General features: G+C 52.7%; 25 protein-coding genes. 12 read left to right on the top strand and 13 right to left on the bottom strand.

Annotated elements, in window-relative coordinates:
• Nucleotides 1-146 precede the first annotated feature (146 nt).
• The 7 genes from ACTVDO_RS12090 (at nt 147) to ACTVDO_RS12060 (ending at nt 7,947) form a co-directional block, all read left to right on the top strand.
• Nucleotides 147-356 carry a hypothetical protein gene (locus ACTVDO_RS12090; protein WP_020958580.1) on the top strand — a complete coding sequence of 70 codons (210 nt, stop codon included), beginning with the start codon at nt 147-149 and terminating at the stop codon, nt 354-356.
• On the top strand, nt 299-697 hold the full coding sequence (locus ACTVDO_RS12085; protein WP_235183444.1) for a hypothetical protein: 399 nt from the start codon (nt 299-301) through the stop codon (nt 695-697). Before ACTVDO_RS12090 ends, ACTVDO_RS12085 begins: the two co-directional genes overlap by 58 nt.
• Entirely contained in the window at nt 694-1,341 is a 648-nt protein-coding gene (locus tag ACTVDO_RS12080) for a hypothetical protein (RefSeq protein ID WP_023817448.1), read from the top strand. Before ACTVDO_RS12085 ends, ACTVDO_RS12080 begins: the two co-directional genes overlap by 4 nt.
• A gap of 242 nt (nt 1,342-1,583) precedes the next feature.
• Complete coding sequence (locus tag ACTVDO_RS12075; protein WP_442901606.1) at nt 1,584-3,500, top strand: IucA/IucC family protein; 1,917 nt, start codon at nt 1,584-1,586, stop codon at nt 3,498-3,500.
• Nucleotides 3,497-5,500 carry an IucA/IucC family protein gene (locus ACTVDO_RS12070; protein ID WP_442901605.1) on the top strand — a complete coding sequence of 668 codons (2,004 nt, stop codon included), beginning with the start codon at nt 3,497-3,499 and terminating at the stop codon, nt 5,498-5,500. Before ACTVDO_RS12075 ends, ACTVDO_RS12070 begins: the two co-directional genes overlap by 4 nt.
• A 15-nt stretch (nt 5,501-5,515) precedes the next feature.
• Nucleotides 5,516-6,754, top strand: coding sequence for an MFS transporter (locus ACTVDO_RS12065; RefSeq protein ID WP_442901604.1), 1,239 nt, complete (start codon nt 5,516-5,518; stop codon nt 6,752-6,754).
• A complete protein-coding gene (locus ACTVDO_RS12060; protein WP_020958576.1) occupies nt 6,742-7,947 on the top strand; it encodes a type III PLP-dependent enzyme in 1,206 nt (401 codons plus the stop codon). Before ACTVDO_RS12065 ends, ACTVDO_RS12060 begins: the two co-directional genes overlap by 13 nt.
• Before the next feature lie 40 nt (nt 7,948-7,987).
• On the opposite strand, the gene ACTVDO_RS12055 is transcribed toward ACTVDO_RS12060, so the two are convergent.
• Complete coding sequence (locus tag ACTVDO_RS12055; RefSeq protein WP_020958575.1) at nt 7,988-8,401, bottom strand: RDD family protein; 414 nt, start codon at nt 8,399-8,401, stop codon at nt 7,988-7,990.
• Nucleotides 8,402-8,668: 267 nt separating this feature from the next.
• Here ACTVDO_RS12055 and ACTVDO_RS12050 point away from each other — a divergent pair, with 267 nt between their 5' ends.
• Entirely contained in the window at nt 8,669-9,400 is a 732-nt protein-coding gene (locus ACTVDO_RS12050; RefSeq protein WP_020958574.1) for a sulfite exporter TauE/SafE family protein, read from the top strand.
• 124 nt (nt 9,401-9,524) lie between these two features.
• Here ACTVDO_RS12050 and ACTVDO_RS12045 read toward each other — a convergent pair whose 3' ends face one another.
• The 8 genes from ACTVDO_RS12045 to ACTVDO_RS12010 all read right to left on the bottom strand — a co-directional run bounded on the left by ACTVDO_RS12045 (nt 9,525) and on the right by ACTVDO_RS12010 (nt 18,625).
• Nucleotides 9,525-11,051 carry a SpoIIE family protein phosphatase gene (locus ACTVDO_RS12045; protein WP_020958573.1) on the bottom strand — a complete coding sequence of 509 codons (1,527 nt, stop codon included), beginning with the start codon at nt 11,049-11,051 and terminating at the stop codon, nt 9,525-9,527.
• Nucleotides 11,052-11,057: 6 nt separating this feature from the next.
• Nucleotides 11,058-11,390: an STAS domain-containing protein gene (locus ACTVDO_RS12040; protein WP_020958572.1), complete on the bottom strand. Its 333-nt coding sequence runs from the start codon at nt 11,388-11,390 to the stop codon at nt 11,058-11,060.
• A gap of 17 nt (nt 11,391-11,407) precedes the next feature.
• Nucleotides 11,408-11,812, bottom strand: a complete 405-nt coding sequence (locus ACTVDO_RS12035; protein ID WP_020958571.1) for an ATP-binding protein — start codon at nt 11,810-11,812, stop codon at nt 11,408-11,410.
• Between the two features lie 287 nt (nt 11,813-12,099).
• The gene (locus ACTVDO_RS12030) at nt 12,100-13,782 is read right to left on the bottom strand and encodes a LuxR C-terminal-related transcriptional regulator (protein ID WP_051391555.1); all 1,683 of its coding nucleotides are present in this window, start codon (nt 13,780-13,782) and stop codon (nt 12,100-12,102) included.
• 159 nt (nt 13,783-13,941) lie between these two features.
• Nucleotides 13,942-15,351: a phosphomannomutase/phosphoglucomutase gene (locus ACTVDO_RS12025; protein ID WP_442901603.1), complete on the bottom strand. Its 1,410-nt coding sequence runs from the start codon at nt 15,349-15,351 to the stop codon at nt 13,942-13,944.
• Nucleotides 15,302-16,417, bottom strand: a complete 1,116-nt coding sequence (locus ACTVDO_RS12020; protein ID WP_442901602.1) for a glycosyl transferase — start codon at nt 16,415-16,417, stop codon at nt 15,302-15,304. Before ACTVDO_RS12020 ends, ACTVDO_RS12025 begins: the two co-directional genes overlap by 50 nt.
• Nucleotides 16,398-17,585, bottom strand: coding sequence for a glycosyltransferase family 4 protein (locus ACTVDO_RS12015; RefSeq protein WP_020958567.1), 1,188 nt, complete (start codon nt 17,583-17,585; stop codon nt 16,398-16,400). The genes ACTVDO_RS12020 and ACTVDO_RS12015 overlap by 20 nt, the downstream gene beginning before the upstream one ends.
• Complete coding sequence (locus ACTVDO_RS12010) at nt 17,582-18,625, bottom strand: sugar phosphate nucleotidyltransferase (RefSeq protein ID WP_442901601.1); 1,044 nt, start codon at nt 18,623-18,625, stop codon at nt 17,582-17,584. The genes ACTVDO_RS12015 and ACTVDO_RS12010 overlap by 4 nt, the downstream gene beginning before the upstream one ends.
• A 290-nt stretch (nt 18,626-18,915) precedes the next feature.
• Here ACTVDO_RS12010 and ACTVDO_RS12005 point away from each other — a divergent pair, with 290 nt between their 5' ends.
• Nucleotides 18,916-20,085 carry a Gfo/Idh/MocA family protein gene (locus ACTVDO_RS12005; RefSeq protein WP_442901600.1) on the top strand — a complete coding sequence of 390 codons (1,170 nt, stop codon included), beginning with the start codon at nt 18,916-18,918 and terminating at the stop codon, nt 20,083-20,085.
• A 109-nt stretch (nt 20,086-20,194) separates the two neighbouring features.
• Here the strand turns inward: ACTVDO_RS12005 and ACTVDO_RS12000 are convergent, their stop codons facing one another.
• On the bottom strand, nt 20,195-20,596 hold the full coding sequence (locus tag ACTVDO_RS12000) for a (deoxy)nucleoside triphosphate pyrophosphohydrolase (protein ID WP_020958564.1): 402 nt from the start codon (nt 20,594-20,596) through the stop codon (nt 20,195-20,197).
• Nucleotides 20,597-20,765: 169 nt separating this feature from the next.
• Here ACTVDO_RS12000 and ACTVDO_RS11995 point away from each other — a divergent pair, with 169 nt between their 5' ends.
• From ACTVDO_RS11995 to sstT, 3 genes are all read left to right on the top strand, one after another.
• Complete coding sequence (locus tag ACTVDO_RS11995; protein WP_020958563.1) at nt 20,766-21,527, top strand: sporulation protein; 762 nt, start codon at nt 20,766-20,768, stop codon at nt 21,525-21,527.
• 475 nt (nt 21,528-22,002) lie between these two features.
• The gene (locus tag ACTVDO_RS11990) at nt 22,003-22,296 is read left to right on the top strand and encodes a zeta toxin family protein (RefSeq protein WP_442901599.1); all 294 of its coding nucleotides are present in this window, start codon (nt 22,003-22,005) and stop codon (nt 22,294-22,296) included.
• A 144-nt stretch (nt 22,297-22,440) separates the two neighbouring features.
• Nucleotides 22,441-23,703, top strand: coding sequence for a serine/threonine transporter SstT (gene sstT / locus ACTVDO_RS11985; protein ID WP_020958561.1), 1,263 nt, complete (start codon nt 22,441-22,443; stop codon nt 23,701-23,703).
• A gap of 327 nt (nt 23,704-24,030) precedes the next feature.
• Here the strand turns inward: sstT and ACTVDO_RS11980 are convergent, their stop codons facing one another.
• Genes ACTVDO_RS11980 through ACTVDO_RS11970 form a run of 3 tightly spaced genes read right to left on the bottom strand, consistent with a single transcriptional unit; the run spans nt 24,031 to nt 26,483 of the window.
• Nucleotides 24,031-25,647, bottom strand: coding sequence for a carbon starvation CstA family protein (locus ACTVDO_RS11980; RefSeq protein WP_442901598.1), 1,617 nt, complete (start codon nt 25,645-25,647; stop codon nt 24,031-24,033).
• Nucleotides 25,644-26,177: a hypothetical protein gene (locus ACTVDO_RS11975; protein ID WP_442901597.1), complete on the bottom strand. Its 534-nt coding sequence runs from the start codon at nt 26,175-26,177 to the stop codon at nt 25,644-25,646. The genes ACTVDO_RS11980 and ACTVDO_RS11975 overlap by 4 nt, the downstream gene beginning before the upstream one ends.
• Before the next feature lie 15 nt (nt 26,178-26,192).
• Entirely contained in the window at nt 26,193-26,483 is a 291-nt protein-coding gene (locus ACTVDO_RS11970; protein WP_442901596.1) for a CC/Se motif family (seleno)protein, read from the bottom strand.
• Nucleotides 26,484-26,500 lie beyond the last annotated feature (17 nt).

Here is a 26,500-nt window from a genome sequence, read left to right as displayed (position 1 = left end):
CGTCAACGTGCGTCGGTTTTCCTTCTTTATGTCCAGCTGGATCTCCTTCATTAAAAAATTGTATTTCCAGCAAACAGGAATTGTATTAAAATAACGATTACCTCATAAATATTCATTTTCTAGATCAATAGAACGGAAGATCATCCATGGACAAAAAGAAAATGATTGGCGGTGCGCTTGCCGTCAGTTTGTTGGCGCTTTCCCCTTGGGCGGCTGTGCACGCCGAGCCGGTCAAATGGACGAACGTCAACGCATTCGAAGAACAAACGGGCAGCCTGTTCAACCAAGAAAACAAACGGTGGAACCCATTAAAGAATGGAATCCGATGGTGTTTCTTGATACACACGGCTATGTGAAAAATGACGGGCCAAACTTGCAAGGATTGATTGAACCTTGCACGCCGCCGCACAATCCAAACTATGAATACGATTTATATATCAAATGGGCGCTCGAACAAGCAAAAGCGATGGAAGCAGAAATTTTGGCCGACAAGGCGTCCTACCAAAGAGAACTGTACAAGTCGATGGAAGGCGTCTATATCCCGTATCGCGATGATACGGCCGGCTGGGATGACTATCCGCCGATTTTCACGCCGATGTACGCCATGTACCACGGCGCGTACGGCCATACGCTCGAAGCGCCGCCAAACGACTGGGACGGCGTGCGCTGGCAATATAACGCCATTATGGGCGCATGAATAAGCAGCAGTCCCATTCCGGCACGAAACTGGCGTTGCAGCGGCTCGGCTTTCAAGTGACCGAACTGACGCCGTCCGAAGTGGCGGCAAACGGGCTGGACGGGTTTGACGTCTTTGTTTACAGCGGGACGGAAAACGTAATTTCTCTGAACTTGAGCGCGGCCAACAAAGAATTCGGCTTGCAAAATGCTGATGAGTACAATGCCTTCAAGCAACACGTCACCGCTTTTGTGAACGATGGCGGCAAATACATCGCTGTCGGCGCCGGAGCATCAAGAGCGACGAAAACGCTCGGGCTCACCGACGACACGATTAATGTCGGCGGCTCGAACAGCAACGGCATCGTCCGCGTCGACTACAGCGGCAAAGGAACGACAGCCGGTTACGGACAGGACGATATCGGCTTTGTATACCGCCCGGTATGGTATACGAACACCGGCAATGACATCGTTGAAGCAACGTTTGACAATACTCCAGGCTTTTTCAAGGCCGGCCATTGGAAAAACCGCAGCGCCGCCCAAGGGGCTGCCGTCATCGTCCGTGAACAAAACGCTGACGTCACCTTGATCGGGCTTGAGGCTGGCTTCCGCGACCATACGGACTATTTGTTCCGCCTATTGGCCAACGCCATTTGGGAAAGATGAGCCGCGCGCTGAAAAACGGAAGCTCCGAACACGGAGCTTCCGTTTTTTCTTTTGCCCGGCCTTCTCAGCAGAATAGTCCAATGCCCCCCGCCGCCAAGGAGGAATAGTCCGTTTTTCTTATCTTCCTCTTCTCCGCTTTGCATCAAAAGGAGGTTTTTTTTGCACCATATTGAAAATGATAATCATTTATATTATGATGTTTACCGATATTGATAATCGTTTTCATAAGAGGAGGGAGCACATTGCAGTTGTCTACCGTCTTTCTCTATGAGGAAGAACAAGCATACCGACAGTTGCAACGAATCGATCCGGCGCTCGGACATTTGTTTTTGGCTATGTTGCCAAAAAGCCGGCGGCGCATCACCGGTCGGTTGCTGCAGGCGCTCGTCCGCGAACATCTCATCAGCCCAAACCGCGTTGACTGGAGGTATACCGGAAAAGAGTGGGAACTTTCCATCCTGCTTTCGGAAACGAAACAGATCAAAGCAGCGGCAGCTGAGCGGTTCAGCCTTGGGCAGTTTACCGTTGCACGCCTTTGGCTGCTGGACAGGAAGAGACAAACTCCCCTCTTCTCCCCTTTGGAGCTGCTTCAGCTGCTGCGATCCGAAGGGGCGATCGCTCCTATGCCAAACTGGGACGGATTTTGTGCTGAAATCGCCAACAGTGTTGTGAATGATGCGCTTGCCTTAGCCGCCGCCGAACGGCGCGGCCCACGCGGGACAGTTCACTCCTCTTCGCTTGAGTGGGTGCGCGCCCAACCGCATCCATTCAGCCCGCTTGTTTTTTATGAACAGTCGGTCGTTGACGGGCATACGTTGCACCCGTGCGCCAAAACGCGACTCGGCTTCAGCGTCCAAGATGTGATCGACTATTCGCCGGAATGGGAAGCAATCGTCGCCCTCCCCTTGGTCGCGGTGCATCGCCGCCATTGCCGTTTCGTTTCTTTTTCCTATGAACGAATGGCGGACTGGATTTACGAACAGGAAGAAACGTTGCGTTCCGCTGTACAGGAATCGTTGCGGACATGCGGCCGCTCTGAACGCGAATATGACGTCATTCCTGTCCACCCTTGGCAGTGGAAACATACGATCCAACGATATTTTCAAAAGGAGCTGAACGAACAGACGATCGTGCCGATCCAGGGCCGGACGCTCCGTGCCCATCCGCTCGTCTCCGTGCGCACATTCATGATCGCGGGCGCTTCCGGTGATCATTTGAAAACGCCGGTCAACGTGCAAATGACAAGCGCCGTCCGCACCGTATCGCCGGCCGCCGCTGCCAACGGGCCGCGCTTATCGGCATGGCTGAACGATGTGCTCACCAACGAGCAGCTGGCCCCCCGCTTCCGGATCATCAGCGAAAAAGCAGGCATCTACTTTTCCCCTGATGGGCGAACAGGCGAAGAATCGGCAACGCTCAGCAAACAGCTGTCCGCCATCGTCCGGGACAATCCAGAGCGCGGGCTGGTGGAAGGGGATATCGCCATGCCGGCTGTGGCGCTTCTTTCTTCTTCCTTCCTAAGCGGCAAGCCGGTGGCGGCCGAACTCGTTGAGGAATATGCCGCCAATCAGGGGGCAAGCTCCGTGCGCGAAGCGGCTGTGTGGTTTTTCCGGCAATATGCAGAAATGCTCGTTCCGCCGTTGCTCGTCCTTTTGTGCAAATACGGCATCAGCCTGGAAGCTCACTTGCAAAACAGTGTCCCCGTCTTCCGTCGCGGTGTGCTTCAAGCGATGCAAGTTCGCGATTTAGGAGGAATTCGCCTCCATTCCGGCCGTTTCGGGCGCCATCGCTACCCGCTTCACGATTTGGCGCTTTCAAGCATCGTGACGGACGAGATCACCGAGTTGCGTCATACGTTCACTCATGCCGTCATTCACAACCATCTTGGCGAGCTGATCGCCTGCCTGTCCCGGTCGTTCTCGGTCGAAGAGCCGCTGTTTTGGCGTGCGACAGCCGAAATAATGGAGCGCACATTTGCGATGCTTGCCCGTGACAACGAAGCGAACAGACACGCAAATGAAGACCGCGAGGCGCTGTTTTCCCCGGTGTTGCCAATGAAAGCGCTCGTCGCCATGCGCTTAACGGATGATCTCCGCAACCATTTCATTGAAACGGTCAATCCGCTGGCCAAATGGAAAAAGGAGGAATGGGAACGATGAACACCCGTTTATTCGCCCCAACGGCGAATATGACGCTCTACCCATACGAGCAAGAATGTGCAGAATTCATCAGGAAACGGTTCCCTGACCGGCTTTCTGCCTACTTCCGCCATGTCGCTCGGGCGCGGACAACGATCTTGCAACGAACTGTCGCCGCGTTGCTGCGGGAAGACGTATTCGGTCTGTACTCCCATTCCTACAACTTGCGAGTGGTCGGCTCGGTATATATGACAAATTGGCACGGGCTGACGCCGGAATGGGAGCCGGCCGTCCGCCGGCTTCCGGATGCCAACTTGCAAGAAGGAATCACCTACAAACTGTTCCCGGTTGCGCCGGGCGAATGTTTGCTCATCCCGATCCGCGGTGAATCGGCTTTTCGCCAATGCGACATCGGCGAGGAGATCATGTGGATCGGCAGCGGCATCCGAACGGTCCAAGACGCCATCTCCTTCCTTTCCCTGTTGGCGCCGCATATGAAAGCGGACGGCCAGGAAGACGCATGGGCGCAACTAGCGAAAGAGTTGGAAAACGGAACCGCCAATTTGGCACTTGCCTATTGGCACTTTGAGAAGACATGGCAGGTGACGGGGACGGAAGCTGACGGCTTGTTTGCGTACATTGAACATCGACGGCGTGACCCATCGTTTTGCCCGGCGTTATTTTTCGAACAGCTTTGCATTGAAGGGCACCACCTTCATCCGGGCGCCAAAACGAAACTGCCGATGTCCCCTGAGGACGTGTTCGCCTACTCGGCGGAATTTGGCGGCGAACCGCAGCTGCTGATTGTCGCCGTCCGACGCAGTTTGTGCGATTTCCGTTTTGACGGATATGAAGATCCCAACACCTTCCTGTTCGACCGCTTCCCGTCGTTGCGACGCCCGGTGGCGGAACGTTTCCGGCAGGCAAACCGGAAGCCGGAAGACTATGTGCTCATACCTGTCCATCCTTGGCAATACGAGCACATCATTCCGGACGTCTACCGTGAGGAGCTGCGCGATGGACGCCTTTGGCTGATCGAGGGGGTGACGATCCCGACGCAGGCGACCGCCTCGTTCCGGACCGTTTTGGCGAAGGAAACCCCGCTGTATATAAAAACTGCCGTCCATAGCCAAATGACCTCAACAGTCAGGTCCATTTCACCCCAGTCGGCCAACAACGGCGCCGCATACAGCCAGCTGTTTCGCGCCATTCTAGAAAGGGAACATGCACTGTCCGGCATCTTTCTTCCCGTTTGTGAAATCGGCGGCTGCTCGTTCCGCTCGGAAGATCCGACAAAAGCGCGAAATTTATCCGTCATTTATCGTGAGGGACCGGATCGTTTCCTTGGCGAAGAAGAAATCGCCATCACCGGAACCGCCTTATACGCCATGTCACCATTTAGCGGCCAGCCGGTCGTCGTGGACATCATCGAAGAGTACGCGAAGGCAACCAACCGTCCACCATCCCGGGAAACGGCGCTTTCCTTTCTTCGCGAGTACGCCGGCATCGCTGTCCGCGGTTTTTTGACGTTGCTCGTCAAGTACGGCATCGGACTCGAAGGGCATTTGCAAAATACCGTTCCCGTCTTTCGGCAAGGGCAACCGGTGAAATTGCTGTTTCGCGACTGGGGAGGCATCCGTCTGTACCGGCCGCGCCTTTTACGCCAAGGGCTTGACATCGACGTCCAACCTGGATCGCTCACGGTCACCGACGATTTACGGGAAGCGCAAAACAAGGTGTTTTATACCGTCTTTCAAAATCAACTTGGGGAAATTATCCGCCACATCTGCCGCCGGTGGGGCATCGCTGAAGAACAAGGTTGGACGTGCGTCCGCCGCCAATGTGATGCAGTGTTTGACGAACTGGCCAAAGATCCGAATCTGCAAACAGCGGTGCACGAAGACCGCCAAGCTTTATACCGGCCGCTCGTGGATCATAAGGCGCTGGCAACAATGCGGCTGCAGCCGGAAGCGAAAACGTATTGTTTCGTTTCCGTGCCCAATCCGTTGGCGACAGGTTGATAAGGGGAAATCGATATGCTTCTTATATGGAAAAAACCGTCCCCTTCCTTCGCGCTGTTTTGGCGCCCGTTCCGTGTGTATTGGGCCGGGACACTGCCGGCGCGCATCGGGGAGTGGGCTGATTTCATCGTTTTAAACTGGGCCGTGCTGCAGCTTTCCCGCTCGCCGCTCGACCTCGGCGTTCTGCACGCCTGCCGGTTGCTGCCGATCTTTCTATTCAGTTGGCTCGGCGGGGTGCTTGCCGACCGTCTGCCCCGGCGCCATGTGCTCGCCGCTTCCTTGCTTGGCATGGCCGCGTCCACGTTGGCAATCGCCTGGCTGCTGCATGAAGCGTTCTCATTCGTTTGGCTGTTGGCCGCCGTCTTGGTCCGTTCGGTCTTTATGGCCGTGGAAACGGCCGCACGCAATGCATACATCGCTCATCTTGTTCCGAGCGCGGCGCTCTCGAGCGCCATTTCACTGCATACCGCCGCGCTTCATATCGGAAAGATCGCCGGACCGGCAGCAGCCGGATGGTGGCTCGCTTCGATGGATGGCATCCCGCTGCTTGTCGTCTATAGCGCTATGCTCGTTGTCGCCGCCCTCGCGGTATCCTTTTTAAAGGAGGGCGGCCCCCACCAACCGGCTGCACGCTCAGCAGGAAGCGACAAAGGGGAAGCCATCCGTTATATCAAGGGCACCCCGCTCATTCAGGCGTTGCTTGCCCTTTCGATCATCCCGATGATGTTCGGTTTCGCTTATTCAGCGATAACCCCGCTCCTCGTTGAGGCGTTGTCCGAAGGTGGCGCCGGGGATTTCGCCTTGCTGCTTTCCGTCTCGTCCGTCGGTGCGTTGCTCGGTACGATCTGGCTTTCCTTCCGGCCGGTTGAGGCGGTCGGCAAATGGCTGATCGTTTCATTGCTTGCCTTTTCCTTATCGTTGCTTCTATGGATCGTCTCGTTTGAACATAAGTGGCTTTGCTTGGCTGCGATGGCGCTGGCCGGGCTGACCGGTCAGCTGTATCGGACGCTATGCCGCCTAGCCGTTCAGCTGACCGTTCCGGATCGCCTACGCGGACGGATTATGAGCATCGCCTTAATGGACCGCGGGTTCATCCCGCTCGGCACGCTTTTGCTTACCGCCGTCGCCGAGTACGCCGGGGTAAAAACGGCCGGCTATGCGATGGGGGGGCTCTGCCTTCTTTGTGTGCTTATCTTTTGGCGGCGAAAAGAACTATGGAACATCTCTACAGGAGGAAGAACATGGAACGATTAAGCGACGTCATTCAAGTGATCACGGATCACAAGACAAAACAGCAGGCTCCGCTCTGCGCCTATGTGTATGACCTGGAAGGCTTGCGCGCCCATACAGCCAGGCTATCCGCCCCGCTTCCCCCTTCCGTCCGACTTTTTTATGCCGTCAAGGCAAACGCGGATCCGCGCGTCTTACAGGCGATCCAGCCGCATGTGGCCGGGTTTGAAGTAGCCTCGGGCGGCGAGCTGCAAAAAGTCCGCCGCCTGTTTGCCGACACCCCGGTCATTTTTGGCGGACCGGGAAAAACAGACGAAGAACTCATCGCAGCAACCGAGGCGCGTGTAGCCCTCATTCATGTCGAAAGCATATGGGAACTGCAGCGGCTCCACTGGATCGCCGCCGAGCGGCAAACGACCGCACGCGTGCTCCTGCGGGTCAATTTGCGCCAAACCGCCCCAGGCGCTACGTTGCATATGGCGGGAAAACCGACCCAGTTCGGCCTCGACGAATGGCATATCGGCGAAGCGATTCGCACAGCGCTGGCGCTTCCGTCTATTGATCTGCAAGGGTTCCATTTTCACGCCATGTCCAATCATACCGACGAGCAGGCCCATCTTGCCTTTATCGAAACGTGCCTGTCATTCGTTAGGCAAACGGAAAAAACATACGGGCGGCCGTTTTCGTTCGTTAACGTCGGAGGCGGAGTCGGCGTCCATTACAACGACCCGGACCGGCAGTTTCGTTGGGATTGGTTTGCCAAAGAACTACATTTGTTGCTGCGCCGCCATGCCTCTCCGCATTGGACGGTCATTTTCGAACTTGGCCGCTTGATCGCCGCCCATAACGGCTACTACGCGGCTGAGGTGCTCGACTTAAAAAACAATTACGGAACGTATTTTGCCATTCTCCGCGGCGGCATCCACCATCTCCGGCTGCCGGCGGCATGGAAAATGAACCACCCTTTTCTCATCATTCCGATCAACGAATGGCGTTACCCGTTTGACCGTCCATCTTTGTTCGGCGAACGGGTGACGTTAGCCGGTGAGTTGTGCACACCAAACGATATATTGGCCCGGGATGTGCCTTGCGCCCGCCTGCGCGTCGGTGACATCGTATTATTCCGCTATGCCGGTGCCTATGGCTGGGACATTTCCCACCATGACTTTTTAAGCCACCCGCACCCGGACTTTATTTATCTTGATTCCTCAAGTTAAAAAAGCGGGCCTCTATTTGGAAGCCCGCTTTTTTCATTGTTTATGCGGTCGGTTTGTCCGTTGTGACATACGTGCCGGCGATAAAATCGTGAATCGACCGTTTGTCTTCCCTTGCCGCCACCATAATGGCACTAATGATCAGGCCGATGCCAAAGGTAATGAAATAAATCAATCCGCCGACAAACGAACGCAAAAACATCGTGCCAATACCGACTTTGCCGCCGTTCACCTTGGCGATCCGGATGCCAATCATCCGCTTGCCAACCGTATACCCGTACCACACCGCTGGAACAACTAAGGCGTAAAGCAAGTTTGCCAATGACGTAAACCAGTTCGTTTCCCCGCTGCCTGTAATCAAATAGCCGATGATCGAAATCGGAATGCCGACTACAATAGCGTCTAACAAGTTAGCCAACAGCCGCTTCCAAAATCCAGCCGGGTTCGTCACCGTCATATGCCTTCCCCTCCTCCTGGCTTTTCTATATTGTATTCGCCACCGACAGTACAATTGTCTTCATTTTAGCCTAAATTCAGGGGAGAAATCCACAACTTTCTTCCTAAAGCTTCTTAGCCCGTTTTGGACCGACAAAGGCGAAAAGTTTTCCCTAAAAGTAGTATTGGTGAAAAATCCGTATATAGTAAACTAAGAAGGATCGGGCAGCGGCAGGCGGACATAGGCAAACAGCGTCATTTCATTTTATAAAGAAAGGCATGACATTGCATGTGGGAACTTCTTTTCGTATTGGCCATTCTTTTTGTCGGCAGTTTTATCCAAGGGGCGAGCGGATTTGGCTTCGGCTTGTTTTCCATGGGGCTTTTGCCAATTTTATTACCCTTTAAGAATAGCACATTATTAGTGTTGGCTTTGACAATCGTTATATCGCTTCACGTGGCGGTCAAGTTCAGAAAATATATTCAGGTCAAAGATCTCCTTTCTATCTTGAGTTTCGCCTTGGCGGGCCGCGTATTGTCATTCTTTATCCTAAGCTTCTATGGCGAGACTGAGATGATGAGAAAATTGCTGGGCCTCGTGCTCATTGGAATGGTTGTTTATCTTTATGTAAGTGAAAAAAACACCTATACCCCGTCGTTTGAAAAGCCCCTCTTTCCTATGTTGATCGGTTTGACCGGCGGAATGATCGGAGGAATTTTCGCTGTAGGCGGACCTTTTTTTGTCTTTTATTTTCTGATGCGCTATAAGGAAAAGGAACGCTATAATGCCAATCTTCAAGCATCCTTTATCATCATGAACAGTTTTACGATCATTTTGCATGGGATTCACGGCGACTTTACCGGTTCATTCGCTCTTTACTTTTTGCTTGGCATCGTGGCCGTATTGGCCGGCGTACACATCGGCCTGAAATGGTTTGAACGTCTCCCGCATACACGGATCAAAAAACTGGCTTCCTTGATTGTGTTGATAGCGGGAATGAATTTGTTGGTCTTTTCGTGAAATGGGGAAGGGATGCCCCTGAGGCGGGACATCCGTTTTATTCGGAAACAGGAAGGCCAAACACATATCATGACCGATTCTTAAACTAGCCGCCGACCGATACAGGCAACTTCTCTTTCCTTCTCTACCTAAGCTTAGCGACCACCGCTGAGAAATCGTCCGGAAGCGGTCCTTTTTGGGCAAAATGGCGACGCAGGTGGGCCAACAGTGCACGCTCGTCGAGAGAGACGTATGGCGCTAGCGCGTCGCGGAACTCTCCGATATTTTGCCGGATCGAACCCGCTCCCCCTTCAATGACCCCATCGGAATACAACACGAGCGTCGCCCCGGGTTCATAGTGCAGACGACCGCTATCGATAAAAAGGCGCGGGAGCAGTCCGATCGGCGCGCAACCGCGATCCAATTCGGCCACCGTGCCATCCGGCTGAAACAAAAACCCGGGCGGATGGCCGGCCGATGCATACTCGATCGTTCGCTTCTTCACATCGACAAGGACATATACAGCAGTGAAATAATACGTCATTCCCCCATTTTCGTGGTACAGCTGGTGCATATGACGATTCAGCTCGCGGAACACTTCTTTCGGGACGATCCCTTTGCGGATGATGCCGTTAAGAAGCGAGCGCACGGACATACAAATAAGCGAAGCTGCCGCTCCATGTCCCATCACGTCCATTAAAAAAATGCCATACCGTTGTTGGTCGATCGGATACCAGGCATACATGTCGCCGCCTAGTTCCTGCGATGGGATGTATGTTCCAGCGATACCGATCCCGTTGGTTGATAACGGTTTGCTTAATACACGCTTTTGCACTTCGCGGGCCAGCTTTAAATCGTCCTTCATCGCCTCAACGTAAGCTGTCCCACGGAACGGGCCGGAAAACAAAAACAAATAAAAGACAATCTCCCCTTCCGGAGCATGAACGGGCCGCACCGTCGTTGGTCTGACATGCACGGATCCGTTTTTCCGCCGCCAACGCACGCGTCCGCGCCATTCCCCGCTTTCCTCGATCCCGGTTTTGACTACTTCGTAAAACCAGGCATCGTAGTAACCGGCATACAGTGTTTGCAACGGCTGGCCGATCACTTCCGCACTATGGCCGGTAATGTTCGTAAACGCCGGGTTGACGAACCGGATAGCGAACTCGGCATCGGTCACGAGCATCGCCTGCTCTATGGCGGCGTACACTTGCTCCGCAAGCCGGAGCTGATCCCCGTTCCGTTTCTCCTCAGTAATGTCCGTGACAAAGCCGCTCATCAGTTTGATATCCCCCGCCTGACCAAGCACAAGGGACGTCCGCTCAAGCACCCAGCGCACAGACCCATCACGCTGGTTAATGATGCGATATGTTTGCGTATTCGCTTCGGCGTTCGAAGAAGCCACCCATTTTTCCTCCGCCTTGGCACGATCATCAGGATGCGATACTTTGCTCCATACGTCCCCGTCATGATAAAAGGTGGCCGGAGGCAGGCCGTATAGCTGCTCACACGACGAAGAAATGAATAATATTTTTCTTTTATCTGGCATCGCCAACCAGTATACATCATCACGCGGCCCGAACAGCATATTCATTTTTTCGAGACTGCCGAGCAACTCCCGCCATGTAAAGTCTTCTTGATGTCGAAGATATTCTAAAAACCCATTACTCATAGAACGTCATTCTCCGCTGAAATAATCGATCGCTTCCTTCTCTGTAGCAAATAATTTGATAAACGAAGAAAATTTGACAATATGAAAAATTTCCGCGAGCGACCCTTTTACCCCGGCAACGACCAGCTCTTTTTGCCGGGCTCTGGCTGCCATCACACTGTCGGCGATCATGCCAAGTCCGGCGCTGTTGATGTAGCTGACCGCCTCCATGTTCACGATCAACTGGTCAGCCCGTTCGGTCAACAGCTGTTCAAGCGCTTGACGGAACGATTCAACATTATTTAATGTAATATCTTCCGTCCATGTCAGTGTGCAAATTGCCCCTTGTCTCATCTCCATCCTGCTTCCTCCAATGGTCACTCATTTTCTTTACATTTACACATGCAAAGCAAGACGTTATTTCCCGCTCGTTTCACGTATACATTGTCGACAATGTGAGCGATCAGTTGCAACCCTCTGCCGCGCGGCCCGGTGTTAACGCCATCGGTTTTGACGGCGGAAAAACACCCTCCTCGCTGCTTGACAATAATCGTGAACCGGGCTGTATCCATTTTCCAAAATATTTTAAACGGTAATCTTCTTGTTTTTTGACAATATTCATACGCATTCATACACGCTTCCTCCGTCGCCAAGCGAAGAAAGAGGCAGTCGCGTGGCAAAAACCCTACCTCGTTTGCCAGCTGTTCAGTAATGTCCATCGCTTTTAAAATATCTGCTGTTTTCATGATCGTCATTGTTCGGATCATGATGACATGCTTCATCGGCATTCCCCTATCTTTCTGTGCTTGCACGCGCAGTCAAATGCAACAATGGCAACCTTTTTACTATAGCACGCCCTGACGCTAGGAAAAACAGATTGGAATGCTATTTTTTCTTCCTTATTATTCCACATTGATAGAAAAAATAGTTCTTATTTACTACATTAATCATTATAATACAAAATGGGTTTCATTCCAATTTCCTGCTCTTTTTGACCTTATGATCGTTTTCGAATACAGCAAAATGTTAAAAAAGGAACATCATGGATCCTATCGTCCGATGATGCTCCCTAATGACGCTGCCGACGGTGACTTAACTGATACACAAGAGCAATAAGCTGTGAACGGTCATTGACTCCGATCTTTTGAAAAATATTCGTGATATGATTTTTCACTGTATGAACACTAATGAACAGCCGTTCTGAAATTTCGCGGTTGCTGCAGCCTTGGACGAGCAGTTCCAACACATCCATCTCCCGAGCCGTCAACTGTTCGGACAACATTTGAACATTAGCCGTCTGTCCGTCCTTGGCTTGAGCCGCGCTATTCATCATCATCATTCCAACAGACACTAGCGCTGTCATGTACACTTCCGCCTCTTTCGCTTCGTCCGTTTCCTTTAAATGGACGGCAAGAACGCCAAAGTGGCCGTCGCGGGAAAAAAACGGCACTTCCATCACTGTTTTGTCTCCTACTTGACGCAATGTGGGAACGTGGCTTTTCGCCGACTGTGCAATACCCCGGCTATAGCGGCGGAGCACGTCATCCCGGTAACAAGACAACATCTTGGCGGAAATTTCCCCTTCATGAACGGTGACGGCCTTGCCATCTCCGCACCATATGGCGCAAACGAAGTCGCCGTAGGCAAGCTCGATCGCGAATTCGGCCATCATACGGACGATTTCTTCTTCTTTTTGCACCACACGCATCGCCCGGCCAATTTCCATTAGCATCGCCAAACGCATGAAATGACGGTTCATTTTCATATTAGCAGTCTCACATTTGGCAAGCAAATGCCAATGTTGAACAAGCACGGCGCCAAGCGGCTTGATCGTGTCTGGCAGGGAGGAAGCGGTCTCACTTCCAACAATCACCCACCCTTCCAGTTTTTCTTCATACATCGCCGGATACACGACCATCGCCTTCGGGCGGATGCCATGACGAACCAAAAACGAAAAACGCGGATCTAGTGCAGCATCTTGAAAATAGGCAGGATAGCGCGACATCTCGGGGGAGGAAAGCGGCGGAAACAGTTCGTCGACCGCTTTGCCGTATAGCTGTCCGGCTTTTTCACCGCTCGTTGCCGTCACCAGCCATCCTTGCCGGTGCTTTCCGATATACAACGCCATATCGAGGCGTTCGTCCATCTTGCGCAGCTGGTGAAGCAGCTTATCTACGCCATTTAGGGCAGAACGATCGGTTACCGCCGCTTTAAGTAGCTGTCCGTACTCATTGTATTTCTGCTTACGGCGCTCACTGCAGATCAATTCTCCGCATATGGCTGCCATCTTTTCGATTTCGCCGAGCTTAGCCTCGACCGCCCAAGCCGGCAGTGCGTTCGCCTGTTCAATGGCTGACGCCCACTCGCGGGCATCGGAAAGTGGCTGTTCGCAAATCAACCATTTCGTTTCTTCCTCAACAAACGCACCCGCCCAAATCCAATATTCTGCCTTTCCATCGACAACCACAGGGGCAATGATGCTTTTCACTCCTAAATGCCCAACGGGAACAACAACCGGCCGCTGCCACCCGTCAACCGCCGGCTCCCGAGGGCAAAAAAACGATAGGGATCCCTTTTTCGCGACAAATAAAACGAGCTCCGCCAGCTCGGTGATGTTCGATACTTTTGTGACCGGATTGCCGTCATGATCCACGATAATCATGCTTAACTCCGTTAATGCCGCATATGCGTCTTGGACATATTGCAATAGTTTATTGATCGTCAATTTGCCCTCAACTCTCCTAAAACACATTTTTTTATCCTTACCTATTATGGACAAACGCACTGCAAGAAATCAAGTTTCAACCCCCTATGGCAAAACAACCCGGCGCAGCCCCCGCAGTGAAACGGGCGGCCGGCGCCGGGGAAACGGCTGTCAACAACTAGCTTGTTTATGGTTTTGCCATATTTATTACCAGTCGACCGACAACTCGAGCGTGCGCAAACAATCAGCCAGCTGCTGCTTGATTTGCGCCAATGTTTCTTCCGTCCTCGCTTCAGCGCGCAAGACGAGAATCGGCTGTGTATTCGAAGGCCGCACCAATCCCCAGCCGTCCGGAAACTGAATGCGGGCGCCATCCACATCAACAACAGGGAAACGGCCGGCAAATTTCTCTTTTACTCTGGCAATGGCGGCCGCTTTTTTCTCTTCCGGGCAAGCGACGCGCGTCTCCGGTGTCGCGGCGTACTGCGGCACGTCGGCGAACCACGCCGACAGCGGGCGCACATCGTGCGACAATAGCCGAAGCAGCCGGCCGGCGGCGTACAACGCGTCGTCATAGCCATAAAATTCATCATTGAAGAACAAATGACCCGACATTTCGCCGGCAAATGGAATCGTCGGGTTGCGGCGCAGCGTCGCTTTGACGTGCGAGTGGCCGGTGCGATGGAAGAACGGTTTCCCGCCAAGCCGCTCAATTTCTTCAACAAGCGCCTGCGAGCATTTGACTTCAACCGGCGCCTCGGCCCCCGGGTGATGCTTGAGAATCTCACGCCAGAACAAAATCATAAGCTGATCGCCCCAACGGATCGCACCGGTTTCATCCACAACGCCAATCCGGTCGCCGTCACCGTCAAACGCCAAACCGAGATCGGCCCGCTCCTTGCGCACCGTTTCAATCAAATCAACCAAGTTTTCCGGCACGACCGGATCCGGGTGGTGATTCGGGAACGTCGGATCGGATTCGCAGTAAAGCGGAATGACGTCACATCCCCATGCCTTCAGCACGTCCGGCGCTATGATCGACGGGGTGCCGTTGCCGCAGTCGACAACCACTTTCAGCTTCCGCGGGCCAAGTTTAATTTTTTCCGCCAGCATGTCCTTATACGCCGGAACAAAGCTCAGCATTTCCTCCCGTCCCCGCGGCGTCTTAGGCCGCGGTTGCTCTTTTGCAAGACGCTCCATCGCGCGCCGCAGCGCTTGAATGCGCTCACCGTAAATCGTCGTTTTTCCCATGGCGATTTTAAACCCGTTCTCATCGCCTGGATTATGGCTGGCGGTTACGATCATACCGCATGGGATATGCGTATAGTGCAGACTATAATAGAACATCGGCGTCGTCGACAGCCCAATGTCCACAACATCGCACCCGCCATCGAGCAAACCGTCCTTTAACGACCGATGCAACGCCGGCGACGACAAGCGATTGTCATGGGCGACAACCGCCCTCTTTTCCCCTTCCTTTTGCATCATGTCGGCAAAAGCCCGTCCGAGCCAATACGCAAACGGCTCGTCAAGCTCCTCGCCGGCGCGCCCGCGAATATCGTATTCTTTAAACACGTGTGCTGGCCATGCGAATTGTTTCATTGCTGAAAAGCTCATCCATAACCACCTCCACCGAAATCGACTGAGCAATTGCTGCCGTTAATAAGTAGGATAACGTCGACTCTGCCCCCCGATTCGGGTTCGGGCCGTTTGGACCAAGCCCATCGCAACAGCTGCCATCGCTTTGGTCAGCCAATGGAACGCGGCCATCATTGTTTCCATAAAACCATGCAAGGCAACGACGGACAACGTCACGATACCGCTTCTCTTCCGTCGCCCAATACGCCTCGCGCGCCGCCAGGGCGAGCTTCATCACATCGAGCGGCTGCTGATCCCAATCGGCGCGGTAGCGACGGCTGCACCAGCCGCGGTTGCCGACCGGGCGAATGACGCCCGCCGGTCCGCTCATCTTCTCGATCAAAAAGTTGAGACTTTCTTCCGCCGCCTTCCTGACCTCTTGCCTTGGCATGCGCCGGTACGCCGTCCAAAGCGCCCATGGCAGCACCCCGTTTCCATAGGTCAGCTCCGGCTCGTACCAACGCCAGTCGGCGTCCGCGTGCGTCTCGTAGGCCGCAAGCAGCCTCCGCTCAAACCGCTCCGCCAACGCAGTCAACTCTTCCTTATCGATGCCGGGCGCTCTCTCCTCTTTGAGCAAAACGCTGCACGTCGCCAGTCCCCAAGCGACGCCGCGCAGCGAGCGAAGCTCCCATGCCGCTGGCAGCGCCCGCCTCAGCATGTCCGCGGCCGCCTCACACCGTGCCAGGTCTTCCAATTGTATATACGCTATCGCCGACGCCCAAAACGACCGCCCAAAGCAGTCGTCTGACGGCGTCTCTTCCTCTTTCGTCCGATCGAAGAAAAAGTTGTTATGGAACGTCCCATCATCGTTTTGCGCCCACAGCAAAAAGGCTAAATACCGGTCAAGCAGACGATACAGCCGCTCCCTTGTTTCTTGATCATCGAGCAATGCCAGCCACTCGAGACACCCCCATATGGCGCGGGCGTTGTCGTCGGTCGAATACCCTTCGCGCCGCCGTGGAATGCGACCGAGGCTATGCTCGAGCAGCCCGGTGTCGTCAGTCATGCGCTCGAGATGGTCGAACTTAATGACTGACAAAGTCAACCGCCTTCACCTCCCCGCGTTTCGCGGCGCACACGCGCGCAAACAAGGCGATATGCTGTTCGCCGACGCGCGGCCAATGCGTGTTCACCCCGATTTGGCGTACGGTTTCTTCCCAACGTTTTAACGCCGCCTCATCGGCCAACAGCTGCCCAAGCCGTTCTTCCCATCGGGCGGTGTCGCCATACGGCAACAGCAACTCCCCGCAGCCCTGCAACAAATCGCGCGCATGCTCATACGGCGTCGAAATGACCGGACGGCCGACGCCGACTGCATAGGCGAGCGTGCCGCTTGTAATTTGCTGCATGCCGGGGTACGGGGTGACGTACAAATCGCACGCCGTCAAATAATCAATCAACTCTTCCTCGCTGAAATACCGATCCTCCATGCGGACATGGCCATCGAGCCCCAATCGGTGAATCAGCGCTTTTAACTCCTCGCGATATGCCTCGCCTTCCCGCTTTTTCACCTCTGGATGCGTCTGGCCAGCGATGACATACAACGTTTCCGGCACGCGGCGGATGACGCCCGGCAGCGCGGCGAGCACTGACTCAATCCCTTTGCCGCGGCTTAACAGCCCAAAGGTGAACATCACTTTGCGCCCGCTAAATCCAAGACGGCGCCGCAGCCATTCGCGGTTCTCGGGGCTTGGTCCTGGAGCGCCGTGCGGGATATAGACGATTTTCTTTTCCGACAAGCCAAACGCTTTGACCAAATACGGAATCGCCTGCCGGTTCATGACGATGATCGCATCGCTCGCCGCCGCGATCTTCTCCTGAATCGGGCGATACGGCGGCATGGGGTCGGCAAACACCGTATGGAACGTCGTCACGAGCGGCTTTTCGAGCGCCGCGATGAAATCGAGAATGTATTCACCGGCCTCGCCACCGAAAATACCAAATTCGTGTTGCAACACAACAACATCAATCTCACTTTCATTCACCCGTTTCGCCATCTCTGTATAAGCGGCGCGCTGTTGCGCCGGAAGCGGCCAATATGCCGGGTTGCCGCGATAGACATCATCACCATCGTTTTCGTTATACAGGACAATCACCCGGTCGCCCTCTGACGATCCGCGAACACTATCAATGCTTTGGCGAAGATGTTCCGTAAACGTGGCTAATCCGCACTTGCGCGGCGGATATGTACTGACGTACGCAATTCGGGTCATGCTTGCACCGCCTCCTTAAACTGATTGATAATCAAACCTTCGAATACTTCTCCAGCTGTCGTCACCGTCCGGTAGCCGAAAATACTGTTTTGCAACCGGCTGCGATCACGAATGAGGGAGCGATCCCAGACAATTGTCTGCGCGCAATGGACGCGGGCACCGATTTGACAATGGTCACCGATAACGGCATACGGGCCAATGACTGTTTGATGGCCGATTTTTACATTATTTCCAATTAGCACAGGAGGTACAAACAGTACACCCGAACTAACCTTGACATTTTCTCCAACAAACACGCCCGGCTGAATCTCGCGCCCTTTGATCGGCAACGGAAATTCCCGGCTCAACACATCCCAATGCACTTGGCGGTAACGGGCCGGCGTACCCATGTCGCGCCAATAGCCGCTGCTGACAGTGCCATAGACACCGGCGTTCTTCTCAATAAGAAGCGGGAACGTTTCGCGTTCAATCGATACTTCCTGCTCAGCCGGAATGTAGCGCATCACGTCCGGCTCCAAAATATACATGCCGGCATTGATCCGGTTGGACGGCGCTTCCTCACGGCGCGGTTTCTCAATAAAGCGTAAAATTTGCCCACGGTCGTCTTGTTCCACGACGCCATAGGAAGAGGGGTCGTCAACCTCTGTTAACACAATGGTCGCAAGGCCGCCATGCTGGCGGTGGAAATCAAGCAGAGGAAGCAATTGCGGCAAATGCACAATATCGGCGTTAAACACGAGGAACCGTTCGTCAAGCCAACGTTCGGCATTTTTAATCGCCCCGGCCGTTCCGAGCGGGAACGGTTCAAGCGCGTATGTAATGTTGACGTTCAGCTCCTTCCCGTCGCCGAAATAACGGCGGATCACTTCTGAACAATGATGGGCAGCGATGACAAATTCGTTAACTCCTTGGTCGCGAAGATGAACGATGAGGTGCTCAAGCCATGGCCGGTTCGCAATCGGGGCCATCGGTTTGGGGATATTCTCGGTCAATGGACGAAGACGTGTGCCTAATCCTCCTGCCAGCAACAATGCCTTCATTTCGTCATCCCTCCATACGTTTTTTTTTACAAAACTAGACACAATTCTTGATGGATGAGCGAGAAAATGAAAGTAGTTCATAGATTGCTAGCACTCGGTTGTGATGGTTGCTAATAATAATATACATAATATTCCTTCTCTTACGCAAGCGAAATGATTGTCGGATGGTGTCGATGAATCATCAATTGTTTACAAGTTTAGGAGCCCGAACTCCTCCCCTCCCTTATCTTTGCGGTATAATGGAGATTGGTAATGCTATATATATATGTAAGGGAGGAGGAGAATACGCCATGATTTCTTCATCTTTCTGTTACCGTGTCGGTATCGCCGGCGCCGGTGCGTTTGCTGAATTTTTAGCCGCCGCGCTCGCCCCGCTTCCTTCCTTTCATCTCACCGCTGTCGCCGGGCGAACGGATGAAAAGCGCCGGCGCGTTATTGCCGCCTACCATTCCCGCAATCCGCAAATTGACGGCGTGCGGGAATATCGTCAAGCCGAAGAACTGATAAACGATCCACATCTTGATATCGTTATTCTCACTACCCCACCGCACTTGCACGCCCCGCTTGCCAAGCGGGCGCTCGAAACAGGGAAACATGTGTTGCTTGAAAAACCGGGCGGCCTCACCGCCGAGACGCTTCGAGCCAACATCGAACTGGCCGAAAACCGCAGGCGGGCGTTGGCTGTCAATCTCGTCTTGCGCTACCATCCGCTCATAGAAGCCATCTGCCAGCTTATTCGTCATTCATCGCTCGGAGACGTCGATTACGCAAGCTTGCACAACGCCGTTCACCGCGTGGCAAACGGCCATTGGTTTTGGGATGAACGGCAAAGCGGCGGCATTTTCATTGAGCATGGCGTCCACTTTTTCGAAGTCGGCCGCCACTGGTTCGGTGAAGCCGTCAAGGCGCAAGGGTTCGCCTTGCACGAACAGGACGGCACACGGCCGCGCGTCGGCGCCACGGTGATTCATGAAAACAACGGCCGGCTCGTCCCGGTCCACTATTACCACGGCTTTACAATGGACCCGACCGCTCCTGAATCAACGCACTGGCACATTCATACGAAACGCGGCCGCATCGTGCTTGACGGCTGGATTCCGATGCAGCTGTCCGTCTCCGGCCTCGTCTCGGCCGATGAAGCGGCATATATTGACGCCTTGCTTGATGCCATTCCGAAACATCCATACGCCGACGCCATCGAACCAATGAGGCATGCTGCCGACCGCCTGGCACCGCCTGTTGCATCGCCGGCCGCCCCGCGCATCCCATATGAGCGCACGATCACACTCTCAGACCGCCATGGCTGGTATGAGGCAATCGCTCAAGCGCGCTTTCTTGACTTTTGCCGCTTGATCGAAAACCAAAATGAGCGCGGCCTTGTGACGGCAGAAGACGCCGCCGCCGACCTCGCCCTGGCCGAAGCGTGCACCGCCGCGGATGAACCGTCGCGCGTCCGCTAGACAGCGGGCAAGAAAACAAGCCTGTTGGAACTGCCGGGAGGGCAGCCGCCAACAGGCTTGTTCGTTGAATACAACCGTTGCCCCATCCCCCACTCGATGCCTTGCCTGCCTATGAACGACCCTTTTCTAGCAGCGCTTCAACGGTGGGGAGGTCAGCCGGCGCCCATGCTAGGTCACGAAGCTGAGAGAGCGGCACCCATCGGAGTTCGGCATGCTCCCGCGCCCGCGGCACCCCATCGGTCAGGTGAGCTTCGTATGTGCGCAAATGAATCACGGCATGTTCGTACTCGTGAAACACATCAGCCAGCAGCTTGCCAACTGAAACGGTGCAGCCAAGCTCCTCGCGAATTTCCCGAACTAAGGCTGCTTCCGGACTTTCCCCTTTCTCCACCTTGCCGCCGGGAAACTCCCACACGTTTGGAAGCGACATATTTGGCGCACGCAACGCGCATAACACATCCCTTTGTTCATTGAAGATGGCTGCCCCGACGACGTGAATGACCCGTTTCATTCATAACCCGCCCTTCTCATCCATATGCGCCATTTTAGCAAAAACCTCTTTGTTTTCCAAAATAGTGGAACCCCTCCGAACATTATGTTATAACAAAAATGGAACCTTTTTACTAGGAACCGCGTATTCCCAAACGAGACGAAACATAACCAAAAAGGGGGAGAACCTATTGTTCAAAAAACTATTAAGCTCCATCGGCATCGGATCTGCCACAGTCGATACGAAACTGACAAAAGCACAATACGTCCAGGGGGAAACCGTCGAGGGGGTTGTCGACATTCGTGGCGGCAACGTCGAACAGCATATCGATGAAATTTATTTGGCACTAGTCACAACGTACATCCGCGAAATCGATGATAAGAAATTCGAAGAAAAAGCCGTGCTGGCGCGCTACAAAGTGAGCGACTCGCTGACAATCGGACCGAATGAAACAAAGACGATCCCGTTTCAATTCGCCTTGCCGTACGATGTGCCGGTCACGGTCGGCACGTCGCGTGTATGGCTGCAAACCGGCCTTGACATTAAAATGGCGCTCGACCCGCAAGACCGCGACTATCTTGCCATCGAGCCGCATCCGCTCGTCGAGGCGTTTCTTGAGGCAGTCCGTCAGTTAGGCTTCCGCCTCCGTCATGTACAATGCGAACAAGCGCCGCGCTATTGGCAACGGCGGCTGCCGTTTGTCCAAGAGTTTGAATTCAAGCCGGTAAGCGGACCGTTCAAAGGCCGACTTGACGAACTGGAAGCCATTTTCTTCGTTTCCGAGCATGGGGTTGAGGTCATATTAGAAATCGACCGGAAAGCGCGCGGATTTGCTGGATTGCTTTCCGAAGCGCTTGATATGGACGAAACGCTTGTCCGGTTCACCTATGGGCCGAGCGATGTCGCTTCATTGCCACAACGGTTGGCGAATGCGATTGGTCGGCATAGCTGAGCTAAAAGAGGCAAAAAACGAAGGGGCCACTCGGCCCTTTTGTACTATGTGCTATACGGATGCAGTGAAAAAGTTGAACATATCCAGCAGCTTGTCTATTTTCCGTGCAGTTGACCCAACTGTTCTGTAAAAACCGCATTACTACAATTTCAAATTGCACCACACACTCCTTTTGTTTATTTTGATTCATATGGCTTGAGTTCAGTGAGCTTTTTGCTTTGCAACCGGTGCCAGCCCCATCGCGATTAAAGTCTCGCTTTGTTCAACCATCCCAGACACGAGTTCTCTTGAACTCAACACCAACGGTATACAATGGGCGCGCTTTACCCGCTTGTCCAATTTGGAACTATTGCGATCCCCCTTCTCTTTTACGCATACAATTTAGTACGAACAAAGGAACATCCCCCGCACTTAGCAGCCATATCCCTTTTCACCGCCAAAAGCGGGAGATGCCTTCGGGAGGGGAACAAAAACGATGAAGATCATCAAAACACTATGCAGCGTAACGCAGACATTCGTACAAAAACGGCAACGGAATCGCCCGGAAGCCAAGAGCACAAAGGAAATGTATTCGATTAAAGATGGGAAATATCATCCCCAGCGACACGCCTTGCATATGAGCATTGTCAATACGATCGTGAACCAGGCCTCTTCTCCTCAAAAAGGAAAAAAACCGATAGCCATTCTCATTGGCGGAGGAACTGCCTCTGGGAAGACCACAGTGCGGAAAGCCATCATTGAGAAAAAGCTGGCTCGAATGTTTGGATAATTTAAACTATTCGCATATAACAATCTATTCGTTAATTACTAATATTCATGTTAAAATAGTGTTTGTTCACCGCTAGAAAACACTTGTGTATGTACGGTGAATTTCATTCTTATACGACCATCCATGATTGTCAGGAGGAACGTTATGAAGCAACTCATTGTAAGGTGGAATCAGCTTAGCCTTGTCAAACGTATCCTTGTCGGTATCATCATCGGGATTGTCCTCGCCATGGCCGTCCCGGAATCAACAAAATGGGTGTCCATTTTTGGTTCCTTGTTTGTCAGCGCTCTAAAGGCCGTCGCACCCGTATTGGTGTTCTTTCTCGTGATCTCCGCCATTTCCCGCCATCAAAGCGGGCAAAAAACAAATATCCAACACATTCTTGTCCTATACGGGGCCAGCACGTTCTTAGCCGGTCTTACCGCCGTCGTGGCCAGCTTCATCTTTCCGGTTCATTTATCTTTAGCTGAAGGGGCGAAAGATATCTCTCCCCCTAGCGGCATAACAGAGGTACTTCAGTCATTGTTGCTTAATATTGTTGATAACCCTATTCATGCACTGATCAATGCGAATTATATCGGCATCCTGACTTGGGCGGTGCTGCTTGGTATCGCATTAAGACCTGCACCGGAGACGGTCAAAAACGTCATCGCCAGTTTTTCTGACGCCATTTCAAACATTGTCACATGGGTCATCAATTTGGCACCTATCGGAATCATGGGGCTTGTTTTTGACGCGATGGTCACCAACGGGCTTTCCGCTTTCATCGAGTACGGAAAGTTATTGGCCGTTCTTCTTGGGACGATGTTTTTCGTGGCATTCGTCATGAATCCGCTGATTGTCTTTGTGAACATTCGCCAAAATCCGTACCCGCTCGTTTGGAGATGCATTCGGGAAAGCGGAATGACCGCCTTCTTTACGCGCAGCTCGGCCGCAAACATTCCGGTCAATATGAATTTGGCTGAAAAACTCGGATTAAACAAAGATACGTATTCGGTCTCGATCCCTCTCGGCGCAACGATTAATATGGCTGGCGCCGCCGTTACGATTTCCGTGTTGACGCTTGCTGCGGTTCACACATTGGGGATTGAAGTCGATCTAGGTACAGCGCTGATTCTTAGCATTCTTTCCACCATCGCTGCTGCAGGGGCATCCGGCGTCGCGGGCGGCTCGCTTCTCCTTATCCCGTTGGCATGCAGTTTGTTTGGCATCCCAAATGATATTGCCATGCAAGTAGTAGGGGTTGGTTTTATCATTGGCGTGTTGCAAGATTCATGTGAAACGGCCCTGAACTCCTCTTCCGATGTTCTTTTCACCGCAACAGCGGAATATGCGAAGAGACGCAAAGAAAAAACTACCGTCATCATCGAAGCTGAATTTCATGCAAAACGAGCGGGTGGCAACTAAAATCCTTCTTGTTTTACTTGATGAAGACATGTGAGAAGCTTTGTTATTTTTAGCAGATTTCCAAAAAAAGTCTCCCACCTCAAGAAACGTGAAAGGTGCAACGGAGTGAGTAGGTGGGAGATGAATTTCGGTTGGCGTCAGCCAAAACGCATGACAACAGAAGAAGGGAATATTATGCTCTTTGTGAACGGGATATTAGGGGATTGCATGAAGAAAGTCCAATGCGCTCCCTAACAACCACCGCATCACGCAACAACATCCCCTTTCACTAAACAAAAGTCTGCTGAAAGGGGATGTTTCACCAATCTTGTTATGACCTTCCGCCTTTTACACCTTCACCGTCGTATCTGTATCTTTCGGTTTAGTAAATGAACGGTACGCCTCAATGACGAGGAAGATGCATAGAACAAACAAGATAAATCCGCAGACTGCAAGGAAAATGTTGCCGCCCAGGAAATTCGTTCTCATGAAAACCAACAAAGCGGAAAGCGTCACAATAAACATAAATACCATCGGGATAATCGTAAACCACGACTTCGTCCCTCTTTTCACAAGCCATACGCTTACCGCCAGCAACGCTAACGCACCAAGCATTTGATTGGCGGAACCGAACAGCGGCCATAAATCACTCCACGTTCCGGAAAGCGCCAACGCCGCTGCACCGACAACAACCACTCCTGTTGCGACATGCGGGTTGGCAAAAGCTTTCGATCTTCCTTCCGCAAGCTCCTGAACACCGTATCTGCCAAGCCGGGTCGCCGAATCGAGCGTCGTCATGAGAAATGCGGAGGCAGCCAATGCGACAAACGTCGTGCCCACTGTTTCCGGGATGCCAAAATGACCCATAAAATAACCAAGACCTGCAGAGAATGCCGGAATCGGGCCACCCAACTCAGTGAGCCGCTGCGTGAACTGCTCCGTCGTCAAATACGCCACAGAGCAGACTACAATCACCGCCAAAAACCCTTCAATCAACATTCCTCCATAAGCAATGAAGCGGCCGCTTCGTTCGTTGTCGAGCTGTTTGGCTGTTGTACCGCTCGCTACAAGGGAGTGGAAGCCGGAAATCGCACCGCAAGCGATCGTAATAAAGAGAATTGGGAACAACGGACCCAACTTCTCATTGTAAAAACCGGTAAACCCGGCAAGCTGAAGTGTCGGATTCGCGAAAAGAACACCGATAAACCCGCCGAGCATCATACCGTACAACAAATACGAATTTAAATAATCCCGCGGTTGCAGCAGCAGCCAAACCGGCAACACGGATGCTATATAAGAATAAGCGATCAAGAAAAACACCCAAAACGTAGCGCTCATTTTAATAGGGAAAATCATGCCGGTCCACACGCAGACAAACATGACAATGACGCCAATGACGCTCGCCAACACGAAATTAACGCGCATTTGGTTAACGAAAAAGCCGAACAGCATCGCAACGAAAATAAAAAGGACAGAAGCAGTCGCCGCCTCCGGGACGTTCGCAAACGTATCGGCAACCAGCACGATAAACACACCGACAATCAAAATAATGGTCGCCGTGGAGAATGATAAAAACAATGTTTGGCCGCGCTTGCCGATATACCCTTTAATTACTGCCCCGATCGACTGCGCTTTATGGCGAATCGATGCTTGCAATGAGGCGTAGTCGTGCACCCCGCCAAAGAAAATACTTCCTAGCACAATCCATAGCACCGCCGGAATCCAACCGAATACCGTTGCAGAAATCGGACCGACAATCGGGCCGCCGCCTGCAATCGTGGCGAAATGATGACCAAGCAAAACCGGCCGGTTGGTGGAAACATAGTCCTTTCCATCCGCCATCTCCACCGCCGGCGTCGGCCGGTTTGGATCGACCCCGAGCTTCCGGTCCAGATACTTGCCATACGTAAAATAAGCAACGATAAAGGCAATAGCCGAAATCAGCAATAACATCACCGCGCTCATAGGCTGATTTTATCCTCCCTCATTAAAGTTTCGATCGACTTAACGAACGACCTTCCTTTCGGGTGGATATGCACGGTTTTTTGATCGGGATGGAGGATGGCTACATATGTTTCAACCCACCCATGCCAACCGAATTTTAAAAATTTTACTTTTCGAAACTTCCTCACCTCCTTCAAAACCGCTTTATCGAGCGCGCCCTCCGCAACAATAAGACCGAGCACAATCGTAGACATATGTTCCGCATCTTCTTGAATAAACCGCTGTTTATGTTGATCGATGACATCTTGAAATCGTCTGACAAACTCCAGCGAGACGGGCTCATTTGCGACAGCGGCAAACACAAGCTGTTGGTTTTCTACGCCGTACACTTTAATCTTTTTCATCACCATATACCGTTCGTCTCTCCGTTTGTAATGGGCAATAAACGAAAGGGGGAAATCGCCTGGTTGTTCGTCGCGGTATACATCAAAATATAAGGTGAATTTGTTAGCCAACTCACGGGCAAAACGAGTCAACCGATCTCCCACCATCCATCTTCCCCTTCTTTAAAAATATTTGAACCCTTCCACCCGAATCGTGTTAAAAAAAGGGGAGCGGGCCAGCTTTACGTGCAGATGGTTTTGTTTACACTCTAACCCTTTTTCTATAAAACACGTAATCCCCTCTTGCACAATCTTTTCATAAAGGCTTTCATTTTCAGGCTTTCGAAATTCAATCCAAAGTTCCGATCCCGGGACACAACAATGGGCCGCTTGAAACTTTGAAATGGTCAGTACACCGCCTTTTCTCTTCAACCATTCCCTCGCCTTGTCGTCGATGGAAATGGAGTAATCCACCGCTCATCCCGCCTTAT

The organism is Geobacillus sp. BK01 (assembly GCF_052220245.1).
Lineage (GTDB): Bacteria > Bacillota > Bacilli > Bacillales > Anoxybacillaceae > Geobacillus.
Note: the sequence above shows the minus strand (reverse complement) of the source record. Positions and strands in the feature narration are given on the sequence as shown.